The organism is Photorhabdus laumondii subsp. laumondii (assembly GCF_003343245.1).
GTDB classification, from domain to species: domain Bacteria; phylum Pseudomonadota; class Gammaproteobacteria; order Enterobacterales; family Enterobacteriaceae; genus Photorhabdus; species Photorhabdus laumondii.
The window spans coordinates 768,184-785,800 of the sequence record NZ_CP024901.1; the positions used below are offsets into that span (position 1 = coordinate 768,184).

Below are 17,617 nucleotides of genomic sequence, written 5' to 3' on the forward strand. Positions count from 1 at the left end.
GTTATCGTCCGAATCATGGGCTTATACCCGTCATCTTTCAAGTTGCCTCTTTGTTGGCTGCACTTACTCACCCCGGTCACAGAGTTATCTCTGCTCCCGGGGATTCGCTCCCTTGCCGCCGCGATGCATCTTGAAATCCATAGGGTATATATTGAGTTATATTTTATCCTTTGGATTTAGGGTTGCTGTCAACCTTTCTGATAATTCTTCTCTGACTTTTTTATTTAATGCTTTATGGTCTTTATCCGCCAGAACGAAAAAATCTTCGACACGTTCACCGATGGTGGTGATATGTGCACCATGCAGTGAAACCCCCATTTCGGCGAAAATATTACCGACCCTTGCCAGCAACCCCGGTTGATCCAGGGCAAATAGTTCCATATAGGTTCGTCGTTCGTTATGGGTAGGTAAGAAGGTGACTTTTGTTGGTACGTTGAAGTGACGCAGTTTGGTTGGCAATTTTCGTGTTTTCGGTGTTTTGGTATGGGGAGCTAGAACAACTTGTAAAAGTGCGTTACGTATTATTTCATGGCGATCTGATGCTAAAGGATGACCATTGGGTTCCAGTACCACGAAAGTGTCCATTGTCATACCATCACGATTGGTAAAGATCTGAGCATGATGAACACTCAGGTTACGTCTATCCAGTTCGCCGACAACCGCCGCAAACAAGGAAGGACGATCTACGCTCCAGATAAAAATTTCTGTACCGCCGCGGGTTGGCTTGGTACTTATTAGTATCAGTGACTCTTGAGAATCATGCTGCACGAGATGATGGGCGTGCCAGGCAAGTTGTTTTGGCGTATGCCGAAGAAAATAATCTGCATGACAACGACTCCAAAGCTGATGAAGCTTCTGTTCGTTAATATTATCTTGGCGCAACAGAGCAAGTGCCTGAAAACGGTTATGTCGGATGCGTTCCCGAAAATCTGGCGTATTTCCCTGGCGCAATTGATTCTCTGTAGAGAAATAGAGTTCCCGTAACAAACTTTGCTTCCAACTATTCCATAGGTTGACATTGGTGGCGCAGATATCAGCGACTGTCAGGCAGATCAGGTAACGTAACCGGGTTTCATTGAGGATTTGATGGGTAAATTGCTTGATGATTTCTGGATCCTGAATATCTCGCCGTTGAGCTGTGACTGACATTAATAGATGATGACGAACTAGCCAGGCTACCAAATCAGCTTCTCGTGAGTTAAGCCCATGTTTCAGTGAAAACGCTAGCGCATCGTCAGCGCCAAGTTCAGAATGGTCGCCGGTACGCCCTTTGGCGATATCATGAAATAGTGCAGCAAGATGTAGAAGCTCTGGTTGAGGCAGACGAGGGTATAGCTCAACACAGAGTGGATGGGCTGGACGATTATTTTCATTGGCAAAACTTTCCAGTTTTCTCAGTACGCGGATGGTATGTTCATCCACGGTATAGGCGTGAAACAGATCAAACTGCATCTGACCGACGATATTGCCCCAAAGCGGTGTGTAAGCGCCAAGGACACTGTGGCGATGCATGGGTACAAATGCGCTTTCAACTGCTCTTGGGTGACGTAGGATGTCCATAAAGATTTGGCGAGCTTCCGGTAATTCACACAATGGCTGAGACAAGTTGCGGCGTGCATAACGGAGGTGGCGTAACGTAGTAGAATAAATACCTTGAACTTCTTCATGTTCCGCCATGCGATAAAACATTCGCATAATAGCTGCGGGTTCTTTGATAAACAGGGTTTCATCGATGAGATCAATAAGTTGCCCCCGTAGCTGGAATTCACTATCCAGCGAGCGGGATTTTTCATTGGTTTCCAATGCCAGAATGGCTTCATCAAACAGTTGCAGTAGCATATTGTTAAGTTCGCTAACGCGGCGTGTCATCCGGTAGAAATCTTTCATCATTCGTTCTACCGGTTGATTACGTTCTCCGTGATAGCCTAGTAATTGAGCAATACTGAACTGGCGATCAAATAACAGGCGATTATCATAACGATTGACTACCAGATGAAGAGCAAAGCGGATACGCCAGAGGAAGCTTTGGCATTCATTTAATTCATTACGTTCTTCTGCTGTCAGGAAACCAAAATCGACCATTTCATCTATGGAGGTTGCACCAAAATGGCGGCGGGCAACCCATAGTAAGGTATGAATGTCTCGCAATCCTCCGGGGCTGCTTTTGATATCAGGTTCCAGGTTATAACTGGTGCTGTGATAGCGCTGATGGCGTTCGTGTTGTTCGACAATTTTGGCATCAAAGAATTCAGTGGAAGGCCAAAAACCATCACTGAAGGTATGTCGCTGTAATCGAAGAAAAATGGAGGAATCGCCACAAATTAACCGTGATTCGATTAAATTCGTCGCAATAGTCAGATCTGATAACCCTTCCAGCAAACACTCTTCAAGTGTGCGAACACTGTGGCCGACTTCCAGTCGGATATCCCATAGTAAAGTGATAAATTGCCCGACATTCTGAGCTTGAGGCGGTGTGAGTGGTTGTTCACTGAGTATCAGCACGTCAATGTCAGATAGCGGATGCAGTTCCCGCCGGCCATATCCGCCGACGGCAATCAATGAAAGTGATGAAATTTTATCAAATCTATAGGCATACCATAATTGCTGTAACAACTGGTCTATGTAATCACTGCGTGCAGAAATCAAGGCTTCTGCGGAAATACCCGCTTTAAATGCATGTTCCAGCCAAAGCTGAAATTCTTCGAGGTGCTGTTTCAACACAGGGTAGCGAAGATCTTCACTAGAAAAATCAGCGGGGGAAAGTGGTGGAATAGGGGCTTGAATTGTGGCGATATCTGCTGACATAAGTATAAACCTATGAGAAAGGCGAATCATAACAGTCAGATTACTGAGAAAGTAGGGTGTTGAACAAGGGGATATTGCGGAGGAGAGATGAGTAGCCTTGTATGATTTCAACAAGGCTTCATCGTTTACTGTTTTAATTATTCATTTACTAATACTGAGGAAAGTGCTGGCTCTTCTTCTTTACGCAATGTCATGATTTCACAGCCGTTATCAGTAACAACAATCGTATGTTCATACTGTGCAGACAGGCTGCGGTCCTTGGTTTTGACTGTCCAGCCATCTTTCATGGTACGGATGTGGTAGTCACCGGTGTTAACCATTGGCTCAATAGTGAAAGCCATCCCTTTTTGCAGAACAACACCACTATCATCTGCATCATAGTGCAGTACTTGTGGTTCCTCGTGGAAGCCTGCGCCGATGCCGTGACCACAATATTCACGGACCACAGAAAAATCGTTGGCTTCAACAAATTGTTGGATGGCTCTACCGAGGGTGCGCAGACGAATACCGGGTTTCACCATTTTCAAGGCTAGATAGAGGCTTTCCTGAGTGATGCGGCACAAGCGCTCACCCTGAATGGTTGGTTTACCAACTATGAACATTTTTGATGTATCACCGTGGAAGCCCTCTTTGATGACAGTCACATCGATATTAACAATATCGCCATCTTTCAAGGTCTTATCATCACTAGGGATACCATGACACACTACGTCATTAACAGAGATACAAACAGATTTTGGGAAACCGTGATAACCAAGGCAGGCAGAGACAGCCTGTTGTTTATTGGTAATGTGATCGTGACAGATACGATCTAATTCACCTGTTGTTACACCGGGTTTGACGTAAGGTTCAATAATTTCTAACACTTCTGCCGCCAGCCGACCGGCGACGCGCATTTTTTTAATATCTTCAGAGGTTTTAATTGAGATTGCCATGAAACTTATCCATTCAAAACCAGCGAATCTGCTGGTTGTCTGTTTTTCAACAAGGAAAAAATTATTGAACTAATGGTATCAGCCTACAGAATATCTGCCAATAACAGTTGGCAGCCCTATTTCCCTCGTTACCTTTATTTACCCATCAAGAATACCGTTCGTAACCGGGCTTTTCTTTTCACATTGAGCTATCAGAAAATGGCAACAAAAGTTGGTGTCTTAGGCGGGTTTATGATATAAAGCGCGCCGGCGTTCTATGTCTTTGCCACTGAGGCAAAACAGAGTGGCGTTAAACATACTCACTGTGTAAATAACACACACGGGTCGGCACATACACCGGGGTGCTCTCATGCAGAACATGCAGCTAAAGAGTCGGTGTTATGGGGCTCGTGGAGGCATAACCCCAACTTAATATTTTACAGAGGTTTACAATGGCAACTGTTTCCATGCGCGATATGCTGCAAGCGGGCGTTCACTTCGGTCACCAGACTCGTTACTGGAACCCAAAAATGAAACCATTCATCTTTGGTGCTCGTAACAAAGTGCATATCATCAACCTGGAAAAAACTGTTCCAATGTTCAACGATGCGTTAGCTGAACTGAACAAAATTGCTTCACGCAAAGGCAAAATTCTGTTTGTTGGTACTAAGCGTGCTGCGAGCGAAGCGGTTAAAGAAGCAGCTCAGAACTGTGATCAATTCTTCGTTAATCACCGTTGGTTGGGCGGTATGCTGACTAACTGGAAAACCGTTCGTCAATCCATCAAACGTTTGAAAGATTTAGAAGCACAGTCTCAGGACGGTACTTTTGACAAACTGACCAAGAAAGAAGCGTTAATTCGTTCTCGTGAACTTGGTAAGTTAGAAAATAGTCTGGGCGGTATCAAAGATATGGGCGGCTTACCTGATGCTCTGTTTGTTATCGATGCTGAACATGAACACATTGCTATCAAAGAAGCAAACAACCTGGGTATCCCGGTATTCGCTGTTGTTGATACTAACTCTGATCCAGATGGTGTTGATTTCATCATCCCTGGTAATGATGACGCAATCCGTGCAGTAAAACTGTATCTAGGTGCTGTTGCTACTGCTGTTCGTGAAGGTCGTTCTCAAGATCTGGCTGTTCAGGCAGAAGAAAGCTTTGTAGAAGCTGAATAATAAGGCAAGCTCATTATTGAGCCCTTATTAACCAGGTATTGAAATATATTGGTTAGGGGGGCCTGTTATGGCCCCCTTTTACGTATCTGATATAAGAACTATCCATGCGGAATACTCTCTTCCTGCGGGATACATCGAGGAATAAAACAAATGTCTGGAATTACCGCTGCTTTGGTAAAAGAACTGCGTGAGCGTACTGGCGCAGGTATGATGGAATGTAAAAAAGCGCTGGTTGAAGCTAATGGTGATATCGAATTAGCGATTGACAACATGCGTAAATCAGGTCAAGCGAAAGCGGCTAAGAAAGCTGGCCGTGTTGCTGCTGAAGGTATCATCTTGGCGGAAGTGGCTGCTGATGGCAAATTCGGCGCTCTGGTTGAACTGAACTGTGAAACTGACTTCGTTGCCAAAGATGCAGGCTTCATCGCTTTCGGTAAAGAAGTTATGGCAACAGTATTGGCTGATAAAATCTCTGATATTGAAACTCTGAAAGCTAAGTTTGAAGAACAGCGTACTGCACTGGTTGCTAAGATCGGTGAAAACATTAACATTCGTCGCGTTTCTGTATTAGAAGGTGAACAACTGGGTACTTATCTGCATGGTGCACGTATCGGTGTTCTGGTTGCGGCTGAAGGCGCTAATGAAGAGCTGATTAAGCATGTGGCTATGCACATCGCCGCAAGCAAGCCAGAATATGTTAACCCAAGTGATGTACCGGCTGATGTTGTTGATCGTGAGCACCAAATCCAACTGGATATCGCAATGCAGTCTGGCAAGCCACGCGAAATCGCAGAGAAAATGGTTTCTGGTCGTATGAATAAATTCACTGGTGAGATTTCTCTGACAGGTCAGAATTTCGTGATGGATCCAAGCAAAACAGTTGGCGATCTATTGAAAGAAAACAATGCTACAGTGACCAGTTTCATCCGTTATGAAGTGGGTGAAGGTATTGAGAAAGTTGAGACTGATTTCGCAGCAGAAGTTGCTGCAATGAGTAAATAGTCTTAATTTTTACAAACAGGGCCGCCAAATGGCGGTTCTGTTTTATCTAATCTAAACCGCCTATCCCAGTAGGTGTTGAGTTTTTGCATCTGGCCAGAATGGCCCGGATGTATGTAAATCCCCCAATATACTTTTCTGCTTAGGACAGAACATCATGGCAACCAATGCAAAACCCGTATATCAGCGTATCCTGCTTAAACTCAGTGGAGAAGCCCTGCAAGGTGCAGAAGGTTTTGGTATAGATGCCAGCGTGTTAGATCGCATGGCTCAGGAGGTCAAAGAACTGGTTGAGTTAGGCGTAGAAGTCGGTGTCGTCATTGGCGGTGGTAATCTGTTTCGTGGTGCTGGCTTGGCAGAAGCAGGGATGAACCGTGTAGTCGGCGACCACATGGGCATGTTGGCAACAGTGATGAATGGTCTGGCAATGCGGGACGCATTACATCGCGCCTATGTGAACGCCCGTCTAATGTCTGCGATTCCTTTAAATGGCGTTTGCGATAACTATAGTTGGGCAGAAGCAATTAGTTTATTACGTCATGGTCGTGTTGTTATTTTCTCTGCGGGTACCGGCAATCCGTTCTTTACTACAGATTCGGCAGCGTGTTTGCGTGGTATTGAGATTGAAGCAGATGTTGTGCTAAAAGCAACTAAAGTAGATGGTGTTTACTCGGCTGATCCGGCTAAAGATTCGGAAGCGGTATTGTTCGATAAGCTCTCTTACCAGCAGGTATTAGAGCGTGAATTGAAAGTTATGGATTTGGCGGCATTCACGTTGGCTCGTGATCACAGCTTACCCATTCGCGTATTTAACATGAATAAGCCGGGAGCGTTGCGTCGTGTGGTAATGGGAGAAAATGAAGGCACCCTGATTTTTCACGAGTAATGTTCAAAGACACCAGAGATGTTTGGCGGTATGATGAGTCGCCTGATACGCCAAATTTAACAAACATGGTCATAATAGCTTATGGCTTTAAAACAACCAGTTCCCAAGGGTTTGTAACGTGATTAATGAAATCAAAAAAGACGCACAAGACCGTATGGAAAAGAGCGTCGAAGCACTTAAAAACCAAATCAGCAAGGTTCGTACTGGCCGAGCTTCTCCTAGTCTGCTGGATGGTATCATTGTTGAGTATTATGGTGCACCAACGCCTTTGCGTCAGCTTGCTAACGTCATCGCTGAGGATGCACGTACCTTGGCTATCACGGTATTTGATCGTACTATGACGCCGGCGATTGAAAAGGCAATCATGGCTTCTGATTTAGGGCTGAATCCATCTTCTGCGGGGACAACAATTCGTGTTCCTTTACCACCATTGACAGAAGAGCGTCGTAAAGATCTGATTAAGGTGGTTCGTAGCGAAGCTGAGCAGGGGCGTGTCTCTGTACGTAATATTCGTCGTGACGCTAACGACAAAATCAAAGCACTGCTGAAAGACAAAGAGATCAGTGAAGATGATGAGCGTCGTGCGCAGGATGATATTCAAAAGCTGACGGATAATTTCATCAAAAAAGTTGATGAAGCTTTAACAAAGAAAGAAGAAGAACTGATGGAGTTCTAATCTCTTTCATGAGATATATACCTTATGGATTTCAAGATGCTTCGCGGCGGCAAGGGAGCGAATTCCCGGGAGCAGAGATAACTCTGTGACCGGGGTGAGTGAGTGCAGCCAACAAAGAGGCAACTTGAAAGATGACGGGTATATCAAGCGCCGCTATCTTGTGGCGCTATTTTTATTCGGCATTTCTCTGAGGTCATGAGCGTTCATAGCCAGGCGAATCAGACAAGTATCAATACACATCAAATAAAACAATTCAGAGCATCAGTATGAAAAGGTTGACCATCCTTGGTTCCACAGGTTCCGTGGGCAAAAGTACACTTACTGTAGTTCGCAATAATCCTGATAAATTCAAAGTAACAGCGCTTGCCGCTGGAAAAAATATCCAAGTTATGGCTGAGCAATGTCTGGAGTTTCGGCCTCAATATGCTGCAATGGCAGATGAAGTTTCCGCAAAAGAGTTGCGTCAGCTGCTTATTGAACAAGGTTGTAAAACCGAGGTATTTTTCGGGGAACAGGCTGCGTGTGATTTGGCTGCTTTGAATGATGTTGATCAGGTTATGTCTGGGATTGTTGGTGTGGCTGGTTTATTGCCAACGCTGGCTGCCATCCGGGCGGGTAAACAGATTTTACTTGCTAATAAAGAGTCGCTGATCACCAGCGGTCGGTTTTTTATGGATGCTGTAGCGAAACATAATGCTCAATTATTACCCATTGACAGTGAGCATAATGCTATTTTCCAGAGCTTACCAGAGGTAATACAACGAAACCTTGGGCGCGGAGATCTAAAACAATATGGAATTGCTAATATCATTTTGACAGGATCTGGCGGGCCTTTTCGTCATACCCCTTTAGAGCAATTAGCTTTTGTAACACCGGACCAAGCTTGTGCTCATCCGAATTGGTCGATGGGGCGTAAGATTTCGGTAGATTCTGCGACAATGATGAATAAGGGTCTGGAATATATTGAGGCGTGTTGTCTGTTCAATGCATCTGCTGCGGAAATGGAAGTGGTAGTTCATCCTCAGTCAGTTATTCACTCTATGGTCCGTTATCAGGATGGCAGCGTTATTGCTCAATTAGGAACACCGGATATGTGTACACCCATTGCCTATGCAATGGCATACCCAAATCGTATTGCTTCTGGTGTTGAACCTCTTGATTTTTATTCTTTAGGTACACTGACGTTCTCGAAACCAGATTATGAACGGTATCCATGTTTGAAACTGGCTATTGAAGCTTGCCACGCAGGTCAGGCTGCAACGACGGTGTTGAATGCAGCGAATGAAGAAATCGTTAAGATTTTTTTACAAAATGGAATCTCTTTCACAGATATTGCAATTATAAACCGGCAGGTTGTAGAAAAACTAAATTTGTCGGAACCTCAGAGCATTGAGGAAGTCTTACAGATTGATAATCTCGCAAGAGATTTAGCCATAAAGACTATTCGTTCATTTATCAGATAGTCTTTGATTGGCAAATGGGTATTTGTCCGCATTTTTACCTGATGGTATAGTTTGCGTATAACTGTTGGTTGATATAATTAACGGTTCAGATTTTGGAAGTTCTCTTCCGGATAATTAGGCTTTTACCCAGGCCGTGGATACCAGACACGGCTTTTTTATGTTTGGATGCCTGAACATGTAAGAGAATTACCCTGACCAGCAAAGGATTAATTGAGTGATATTATCCAGCGATCATCATCAGAACGATTTATCGTCATTATTACCTAAACATGTTGCCATTATTATGGATGGTAACGGCCGTTGGGCAAAGAAACGAGGGAAATTAAGAGCCTTTGGTCATCGTGCAGGGATTAAAGCGGTACGTAGTGCGGTGAGTTTCTCGGCTAAACATAACATTGAGTCACTGACGTTGTACGCTTTCAGTAGTGAAAACTGGAATCGGCCGGAACAAGAAGTCAGCTCTTTAATGGAATTATTTATTTTTGCACTAGATAGCGAAATCAAAAGTTTACATAAGCATAATATTAGATTATCTGTTATTGGTGATATCGGCCGCTTCAGTGAGCGTTTACAGGATCGAATCCATCGCTCAGTTAAGTTGACCGCTAATAATACGGGTCTGCAACTTAATATTGCTGCAAATTATGGTGGTCGTTGGGATATTGTTCAAAGTGTTCAGAAAATTGCTCAGCAGATTAAGGATAATTCTCTTGAGCAACAGGATATTACTGAAGAATTAGTTAATAATTATATGAATCTAAGCCAGCAGCCCCAGGTTGATTTGGTCATCAGAACCGGAGGTGAACATCGTATCAGTAATTTTCTGTTATGGCAGATAGCTTATGCAGAATTCTATTTTACCGATATACTCTGGCCTGATTTTGATGAAAACGTTTTTGAAGGTGCAATTAATGCCTTTGCCAAAAGAGAACGCCGGTTTGGCGGAACAATACCAGACGATGCCGATGTGGGATCATAGGAGGAACTCTTGCTGAAGTACCGCCTTATAACGGCTGTGATATTAATCCCTCTTGTGATTGCCGCTCTGTTTTTGCTGCCACCAGTAGCGTTTGGGCTGGTGATTATTGCTGTTTCAGCACTTGCTGCGTGGGAATGGGGGCAATTCGCTGGCTTATTTAACCAAAAGAAACGGGCTATTTTGGCAGTTCTGTTTGCTATTGGTTTATTGGCCTTACAATATACTCTGCCAGATTTCACTGATTTGATTGGACAACCTCAAATCACTTTTATCCTATGGGGGGGAATGATTTGGTGGATTGTTGCGACGCTTCTGGTTGTTACCTATCCTTCTTCCGCTGTAATTTGGAAGAGATCCATTTTATTGCGCCTTTTGTTTGGTGTCCTGACATTAGTGCCGTTTTACTGTGGAATGATGGTGTTACGGACTCAGGGATATGATGATAATTCATATTATGGTGCATGGTGGTTACTGTATGTCATGTTGCTAGTGTGGGGAGCGGATTCCGGCGCTTATCTCTTCGGACGTACTTTAGGTAAACGTAAAATGGCACCGAAAGTTTCTCCAGGAAAAACGCTGGAAGGATTAATCGGGGGGTTAATGACAGCGGCCATTATTTCATGGTTGTTTGGGAAATATGCTCCAGTACCTGCAATGCCTGAAAAACTCATGTTGTGCTCTGCTATTGTTGTTATCGCTTCTGTATTTGGTGATTTGACAGAGAGTATGTTCAAACGTGAATCGGGTATTAAGGATAGCAGCCAGCTAATTCCGGGACATGGCGGTGTTATGGATCGTATTGATAGCCTGACGGCTGCGATCCCTGTTTTTACTGGCCTAATGTTGCTGGTATTTTGATCTCTATGTTTGACGGCGTTTGAAGAATATGATGGGAATTCTCTGGAATCTGGCGGCTTTTATTATTGCGCTAGGGATATTGATCACTGTGCATGAGTTTGGCCATTTTTGGGTGGCCAGAAAGTGTGGTATTCACGTTGAACGTTTCTCCATTGGTTTTGGTAAAGCTCTATGGCGGCGTACAGATCGTCAAGGAACTGAATATGTTGTAGCCCTTATTCCACTGGGGGGATATGTGAAAATGCTTGATGAGCGTGTTTCACCTGTTTCTCCTGAACACCGTCATATGGCATTTAATAATAAAACACTTGGTCAGCGTGCTGCGGTGGTCAGTGCCGGGCCAATTGCTAACTTTTTATTGGCGGCTGTGGTTTATTGGTTGGTGTTTATTATTGGTGTGCCGGCAATCCGTCCTGTTGTTGCGGATATCAAACCAGATTCTATCGCTGCGCAAGCAAATATTTCATCGGGAATGGAACTAAAATCCGTAGATGGTATCGAAACGCCTGATTGGAATTCAGTTCGTTTTGCTCTGGTAGGTAAGATAGGTGACGATAACATGACTGTTCAGGTTATTTCTCCAGGCTCATCATATTCGGTGGAGAAAACTCTGGATTTGCAGCAATGGAGTTTTGATCCGGATAAACAGGATCCTGTGTTGTCATTAGGAATTATGCCCGTCGGTCCTCGTTTGGATTCTCTGGTGGAAAAAGTTATCCCTGGCTCCGCAGCAGAAAAAGCGGGTTTGCAAAAGGGGGATAGGATAGTTAAAGTCGGTGACCAGGAAATAGATGTTTGGCATACTTTTACATCCTTTGTCAGCAATAATCCAAATGTCCCGCTGGAACTTTCCGTGGATCGGGCTGGTCATATTATTTCTCTCTCTATGACGCCGGAAGCAAGACAACAGTCTGGTGGCAGGAAAGTTGGTTTTGCCGGTGTGGAACTGCGAGTTGTGCCATTAGCCGATGAATACAGAATCGTTCAGCAATACGGGCCTTTCTCTGCCATGTATCAGGCAGGAGAGAAGACTTGGCAACTGATGCGATTAACTGTCAGTATGATTGGTAAGCTGATCGTTGGTGATGTGAAAATTAACAACCTGAGTGGACCTATCTCTATCGCTAAAGGGGCAGGGGTGTCGGCTGATTCCGGCTTGGTGTATTATTTGATGTTTTTGGCGCTAATAAGTGTCAATCTTGGGGTTATTAATTTGATCCCATTACCTGTGTTAGATGGTGGACACTTGCTCTTCTTGTTTATCGAAAAGATAAAAGGTGGGCCAGTTTCCGAGCGTGTACAAGACTTCAGCTATCGCATCGGTGCCATAGTACTGGTGTTATTGATGGGGCTTGCACTTTTCAATGATTTCTCCCGTTTTTAAAGCGGAAGACTAGTTAGGAAGACGCATTACAACGATGGCGATGAAAAAGTTACTCATAGCGTCGCTGCTGTTTGGCAGCGCCACTGCATACGGTGCAGACGGATTCGTAGTTCAGGACATTCACTTTGAGGGTCTTCAACGCGTCGCCGTAGGTGCAGCATTACTGAATATGCCAGTTCGCGTAGGTGATACGGTCAGCGATGAAGATATCGGTCGTACCATTCATGCACTATTTGCTACTGGTAACTTTGAAGACGTTCGTGTCCTGCGTGATAGCAATACACTTATTGTTCAAGTAAAAGAACGGCCGACTATTGCCAGCATCACTTTCTCCGGCAATAAATCGGTGAAAGATGACATGTTGAAACAAAACCTTGAGGCATCTCATGTTCGGATCGGCGAAGCCCTTGACCGCACGATGCTGTCCAATATCGAAAGAGGGTTGGAGGATTTCTATTACAGTGTGGGTAAATACAACGCCAGTGTAAAAGCGGTTGTTACGCCACTTCCACGTAACCGTGTCGATTTAAAACTGGTTTTCGCTGAAGGTGTCTCGGCAAAAATCCAGCAAATTAACATTGTTGGTAATAAATCATTTTCTTCTGATGAGTTATTGAATCGTTTCCAACTTAGAGATGATGTGCCGTGGTGGAATTTGACTGCCGATCAGAAATATCAGAAACAAAAGCTGACTGGTGACCTTGAAGCATTGCGCAGTTTTTACCTTGATCGCGGTTATGCCCGTTTTAACATTGATTCGACTCAAGTCAGTTTGACGCCAGATAAAAAAGGTATTTATGTCACGATAAATATAACTGAAGGTGATCAATACAAAATATCAGGTATTGACCTGAACGGTAATATGGCGGGTTATCAGTCAGAAATTACTAAACTGGCTGCCATTGAGCCTGGATCTCTGTATAACGGGACTCAGGTGACTAAAATGGAAAATGACATCAAGAACTTGCTTGGTCGCTATGGTTATGCTTACCCACGAGTGATGACGCAACCTGAAATCAATGATCAAGGCAAGACAGTAAAACTGCATGTCAATATTGATGCAGGTAACCGTTTCTATGTTCGTAAAATTCGTTTCTCTGGTAATGACACCACTAAAGATTCTGTTCTGCGTCGTGAAATGCGTCAGATGGAAAGAGCATGGTTAGGAAGTGATCTGATTGAACTGGGTAAAGAGCGCCTTAACCGTTTGGGTTATTTCGAAACGGTAGATGTTGAAACTCAGCGTGTACCAGGCAGCCCTGATCAGGTAGATGTTGTTTATAAAGTTAAAGAGCGTAATACCGGCTCTTTGAACTTTGGTGTTGGTTTTGGTACAGAAAGTGGCGTTAGTTTCCAGATTGGTGCTCAGCAGGATAACTGGTTGGGTACAGGTAATTCTGTGGGGGTTAATGCCAGTAAGAACGATTATTCAACCTATGCAGAGCTCTCCTTCACTGATCCGTACTTCACGGTTAATGGTGTGAGCCTTGGTGGTCGGGTATTCTACAACGATTTCAGGGCTGATGATGCTGAATTATCCGGCTATACTAACCAAAGCTACGGTATAGATGGTTTCCTCGGTTTTCCGATTAATGAAAATAACTCTCTGCGTTTTGGATTAAATTATGTTCATAACTCGCTGTCTGATATGCTTCCGCAGGCTGCAATGTGGCGTTATTTGAATTCCATGGGAGAGAAACCAGATTATAAAAGTAAAGCTGAGTTCAAAGCAGATGACTTTGCTTTGAATGTAGGTTGGACATATAACAACCTTGACCGTGGCTTCTTCCCAACATCCGGTGTGAAATCGACGCTGAATGGTAAAGTGACTATTCCTGGTTCGGATAACGAATTCTATAAAGTAACTTTTGATACCTCTGCGTATTATCCGATTAATGACGATCGTACTTGGGTGATCTTGGGGCGCAGCCGTTTAGGTTATGGTGATGGATTAGGCGGTAAAGAGTTACCATTCTATGAAAACTTTTATGCAGGTGGCTCCAGTACGGTTCGTGGTTTCCGTTCTAACAATATCGGCCCTAAAGCGATTTATATGAATGGAAAAGATGACCCTAAGAAAGATAGCCCATCTCGCGATGCCGTGGGGGGGAACGCAATGGCGGTAGCCAGCCTTGAGTTGATTACTCCGACGCCATTCCTCGATAGTAAGTATTCGAATTCTGTCCGAACTTCATTCTTTATTGATTCAGGTACGGTTTGGGATACTTATTGGAATGATTCTGCTGCGATGAAAGGCAGTGGTATACCTGATTACGGTAAACCAGGTAATATCCGCGTTTCAGCGGGTATTGCATTGCAATGGGTGTCTCCTTTAGGTCCACTGGTGTTCTCTTATGCTAAGCCGATCAAAGATTACGAAGGTGATAGATCAGAGCAATTCCAATTTAATATTGGCAAAACCTGGTGATAATGCGTTTTTATCTTATTATTGATAGAGCAAGCTCTGAAATCGTAGGTTTCAGAGCATTAACTAAGTTTTCCAATAGGTTACAGATAGCGTGGTTTAAGGAGTTTATAGTGAAAAAATTGTTGTGTGCAGCAAGCTTTGGTATTGCATTAGCTTTCTCTGTTGGTGCTCAGGCAGCAGACAAAATTGCCGTTGTAAATGTTGGTGAGATTTTCCAGCAGCTGCCAGCCCGCGAAGCTGTTGTGAAGCAGTTGGAAAATGAGTTTAAAAACCGCGCATCTGAATTGCAACGGATGGAAACTGACTTGCAGTCCAAGATCCAGAAATTACAGCGTGATGGCTCCACTATGAAATCCAGTGAACGTACTAATCTGGAAAAAGAGGTGATGGCTAAGCGTGAAGAATTTGCCAAAAAAGCCCAAGCTTTTGAACAAGATCATCGTCGTCGCGAGATGGAAGAACGCAACAAAATTCTAAGTCGTATTCAGGACGCAATCAAAGTGGTTGCTGGCAAAGAAGGCTATGATGTCGTTATTGATGCGAATGCTGTTGCTTATTCAGTATCTGGCAAAAATATTACTACAAGTGTATTGAAACAGGTTAAATAACAGATGTCTTCAATTCGATTGGCTGATTTAGCTCAGCAGTTGAATGCACAATTACATGGTGATGGCGATATTGTTATCACCAGTATTGCACCAATGCATTCGGCCAATGGCGAACAGATCACTTTTTTGTCTGACAGTCGTTATCGTGAACGTTTGGGTGAATGTCAGGCTGCCGCTGTCGTTCTTCAGGCGTCAGATCTTCCTTATTGCAATATTCCAGCGTTGGTTGTCGCCAATCCTTATCTGGCATATGCCTATATGGCTCAGATTATGGATACAACACCGATTCCCGCACAGGATATTCACTCTTCTGCGGTGATTTCACCTCAGGCAACTTTGGGTAAAAACGTTGCTGTCGGAGCCAATGCGGTTATCGAATCTGGCGTTGTTCTTGGCGACAATGTTGTTATCGGTGCAGGCTGCTTTATTGGTAAAAATACGCGTATTGGAGCAGGAAGCCGTCTTTGGGCGAATGTCTCTGTTTATCATAATGTTGAAATGGGTGAACAGTGTTTGATCCAGTCAGGAGCAGTGATTGGGTCTGATGGTTTTGGCTATGCGAATGATCGTGGCAAGTGGGTTAAAATCCCTCAATTAGGTTCAGTCATTATTGGTGACCGAGTTGAGATTGGTGCCTGTACAACTATTGATCGAGGAGCTTTAGATAATACCATTATTGGCAATGGCGTCATTATCGATAACCAGTGTCAGATTGCGCATAATGTTATCATTGGTGACAATACGGCGGTTGCTGGCGGTGTGATCATGGCCGGTAGTCTGAAAATTGGTTGTTACTGTATGATTGGTGGTGCCAGTGTCATTAATGGGCATATGGAAATCTGTGATAAGGTAACAGTCACGGGGATGAGTATGGTGATGCGCCCTATCACTGAACCTGGTGTATACTCCTCTGGGATTCCAGCACAACCAAATAAAGTTTGGCGTAAGACGGCAGCTTTAGTCATGAATATCAATGAAATGAATAAACGTCTTAAGTCAATGGAGAGTAAGCTGGAAGACGAAAACGAGTAATTGCACTATATTTAATTGTACTACATTTAATTGTACTATATTTAATTGCACTATATTTTTGGTTGTGTCTTATTTTGCGGCCTGCCTGGGAACTCTGGATTTGGGGTTTAAGCGGGCCGTGTCGTTAATACAATTAGTCCTTTTGACAGGAAGAGTATTTAGATGAGTGATAATCATACTCTGCACATTGAAGAAATTTTAGATCTACTTCCACATCGTTATCCGTTTTTATTAGTGGATCGCGTGCTTGATTTTGAGGAAGGTAAATTCTTACGTGCAGTAAAAAACGTATCTTTTAACGAACCCTTCTTTCAGGGGCATTTTCCCGGCAAACCTATTTTCCCAGGTGTTCTGATCCTTGAAGCTATGGCACAGGCCACCGGAATCCTGGCATTTAGGAGTGTGGGCAAGCTAGAGCCAAATGAGCTCTATTATTTTGCCGCTATCGATGGTGCCCGCTTTAAACGCCCGGTAGTGCCTGGGGATCAAATGATATTAGAAGTAGAATTTATTAAGGAGCGTCGAGGGGTTGCGCGTTGTAGAGGCGTAGCGAAAGTCGATGGAGAAATAGCTTGCGAAGCAGAAATGATGTGTGCTCGCCGTCGTGAGGTTTAGTCCATGATTGATGAAACCGCTTATATACATCCTAGCGCTATTGTAGAAGATGGTGCGGTTATTGGTGCCAATGTTCGTATTGGGCCGTTTTGTTGTATTGGCTCTCAGGTTGAAATTGGTGAAGGTACAGAGCTGAAGTCTCATGTTGTTGTCAATGGAATAACCAAAATCGGCCGTGATAATCAGATTTTTCAGTTTGCTTCTATTGGTGAAATGAATCAGGACCTGAAATATCACGGTGAACCAACCCGAGTTGAAATTGGTGATCGTAACCGTATCCGCGAAAGTGTCACCATTCATCGTGGCACTGTGCAGGGTGGCGGTGTAACGAAAATCGGTAATGATAATTTGTTGATGGTTAATGCCCATATTGCTCATGACTGTATTGTCGGTGACCGTTGTGTCATTGCTAATAATGGTACTTTGGGGGGGCATGTTATCTTGGGTGATTATGTCATCATTGGTGGTATGAGTGCGATTCATCAGTTTTGTCAGATTGGCTCTCATGCTATGGTGGGCGGGTGTTCCGGTGTGGTACAGGATATTCCGCCATACGTTATTGCTCAGGGGAATCATGCAACACCTTTTGGCACTAATGTCGAAGGCTTGAAACGCCGTGGTTTTGATAAAGATTCATTGAATGTAATTAGAAATGCGTACAAGATTTTGTATCGTAATGGAAAAACGTTAGAAGAAGCACAACAAGAAATTGCTGAGCTGGCTGAAAATAATCAGCATGTAAAAATCTTCAGCGATTTTCTGGCAAATTCTACCCGCGGCATCGTCCGTTAA

The 17,617-nt window shown here is 43.9% G+C and carries 16 protein-coding genes; 14 read left to right on the plus strand and 2 right to left on the minus strand.

The genetic code is table 11. The features are described from left to right. Window positions 1-156 precede the first annotated feature (156 nt). Together glnD and map are read right to left on the minus strand one after the other, a co-directional pair. Complete coding sequence (gene glnD, locus PluTT01m_RS03440) at window positions 157-2,805, minus strand: bifunctional uridylyltransferase/uridylyl-removing protein GlnD (protein ID WP_011145046.1); 2,649 nt, start codon at window positions 2,803-2,805, stop codon at window positions 157-159. Between the two features lie 137 nt (window positions 2,806-2,942). Next, window positions 2,943-3,740: a type I methionyl aminopeptidase gene (map, locus tag PluTT01m_RS03445; RefSeq protein ID WP_011145047.1), complete on the minus strand. Its 798-nt coding sequence runs from the start codon at window positions 3,738-3,740 to the stop codon at window positions 2,943-2,945. Between the two features lie 72 nt (window positions 3,741-3,812). Between map and PluTT01m_RS26805 the strand changes: the two genes are divergently transcribed. From PluTT01m_RS26805 to lpxA, 14 genes are all read left to right on the plus strand, one after another. Then, the gene (locus PluTT01m_RS26805) at window positions 3,813-3,980 is read left to right on the plus strand and encodes a hypothetical protein (RefSeq protein ID WP_157866892.1); all 168 of its coding nucleotides are present in this window, start codon (window positions 3,813-3,815) and stop codon (window positions 3,978-3,980) included. A gap of 191 nt (window positions 3,981-4,171) precedes the next feature. After that, the gene (gene rpsB, locus PluTT01m_RS03450) at window positions 4,172-4,897 is read left to right on the plus strand and encodes a 30S ribosomal protein S2 (RefSeq protein ID WP_011145048.1); all 726 of its coding nucleotides are present in this window, start codon (window positions 4,172-4,174) and stop codon (window positions 4,895-4,897) included. A 150-nt stretch (window positions 4,898-5,047) separates the two neighbouring features. Next, the gene (gene tsf / locus PluTT01m_RS03455; protein WP_011145049.1) at window positions 5,048-5,899 is read left to right on the plus strand and encodes a translation elongation factor Ts; all 852 of its coding nucleotides are present in this window, start codon (window positions 5,048-5,050) and stop codon (window positions 5,897-5,899) included. Window positions 5,900-6,053: 154 nt separating this feature from the next. Further along, window positions 6,054-6,782 carry a UMP kinase gene (gene pyrH / locus PluTT01m_RS03460; RefSeq protein ID WP_011145050.1) on the plus strand — a complete coding sequence of 243 codons (729 nt, stop codon included), beginning with the start codon at window positions 6,054-6,056 and terminating at the stop codon, window positions 6,780-6,782. A gap of 118 nt (window positions 6,783-6,900) precedes the next feature. After that, on the plus strand, window positions 6,901-7,458 hold the full coding sequence (frr, locus tag PluTT01m_RS03465) for a ribosome recycling factor (protein WP_011145051.1): 558 nt from the start codon (window positions 6,901-6,903) through the stop codon (window positions 7,456-7,458). 266 nt (window positions 7,459-7,724) lie between these two features. Further along, complete coding sequence (gene ispC, locus PluTT01m_RS03470) at window positions 7,725-8,921, plus strand: 1-deoxy-D-xylulose-5-phosphate reductoisomerase (protein ID WP_011145052.1); 1,197 nt, start codon at window positions 7,725-7,727, stop codon at window positions 8,919-8,921. Window positions 8,922-9,204: 283 nt separating this feature from the next. Next, on the plus strand, window positions 9,205-9,900 hold the full coding sequence (ispU, locus tag PluTT01m_RS03475) for a (2E,6E)-farnesyl-diphosphate-specific ditrans,polycis-undecaprenyl-diphosphate synthase (RefSeq protein ID WP_228956856.1): 696 nt from the start codon (window positions 9,205-9,207) through the stop codon (window positions 9,898-9,900). Window positions 9,901-9,909: 9 nt separating this feature from the next. Further along, window positions 9,910-10,758, plus strand: coding sequence for a phosphatidate cytidylyltransferase (gene cdsA, locus PluTT01m_RS03480; protein WP_011145054.1), 849 nt, complete (start codon window positions 9,910-9,912; stop codon window positions 10,756-10,758). Between the two features lie 28 nt (window positions 10,759-10,786). After that, window positions 10,787-12,142, plus strand: a complete 1,356-nt coding sequence (gene rseP / locus PluTT01m_RS03485; RefSeq protein ID WP_011145055.1) for a sigma E protease regulator RseP — start codon at window positions 10,787-10,789, stop codon at window positions 12,140-12,142. Between the two features lie 34 nt (window positions 12,143-12,176). Beyond that, window positions 12,177-14,570, plus strand: a complete 2,394-nt coding sequence (gene bamA, locus PluTT01m_RS03490) for an outer membrane protein assembly factor BamA (RefSeq protein WP_011145056.1) — start codon at window positions 12,177-12,179, stop codon at window positions 14,568-14,570. Between the two features lie 110 nt (window positions 14,571-14,680). After that, window positions 14,681-15,178 (plus strand): molecular chaperone Skp, encoded by a 498-nt coding sequence (skp, locus tag PluTT01m_RS03495; protein WP_011145057.1) that lies wholly within the window; start codon window positions 14,681-14,683, stop codon window positions 15,176-15,178. 3 nt (window positions 15,179-15,181) lie between these two features. After that, window positions 15,182-16,210: a UDP-3-O-(3-hydroxymyristoyl)glucosamine N-acyltransferase gene (gene lpxD / locus PluTT01m_RS03500; protein WP_011145058.1), complete on the plus strand. Its 1,029-nt coding sequence runs from the start codon at window positions 15,182-15,184 to the stop codon at window positions 16,208-16,210. A gap of 162 nt (window positions 16,211-16,372) precedes the next feature. Continuing rightward, window positions 16,373-16,825: a 3-hydroxyacyl-ACP dehydratase FabZ gene (gene fabZ, locus PluTT01m_RS03505; RefSeq protein ID WP_011145059.1), complete on the plus strand. Its 453-nt coding sequence runs from the start codon at window positions 16,373-16,375 to the stop codon at window positions 16,823-16,825. A 3-nt stretch (window positions 16,826-16,828) separates the two neighbouring features. After that, window positions 16,829-17,617 carry an acyl-ACP--UDP-N-acetylglucosamine O-acyltransferase gene (lpxA, locus tag PluTT01m_RS03510; RefSeq protein WP_011145060.1) on the plus strand — a complete coding sequence of 263 codons (789 nt, stop codon included), beginning with the start codon at window positions 16,829-16,831 and terminating at the stop codon, window positions 17,615-17,617.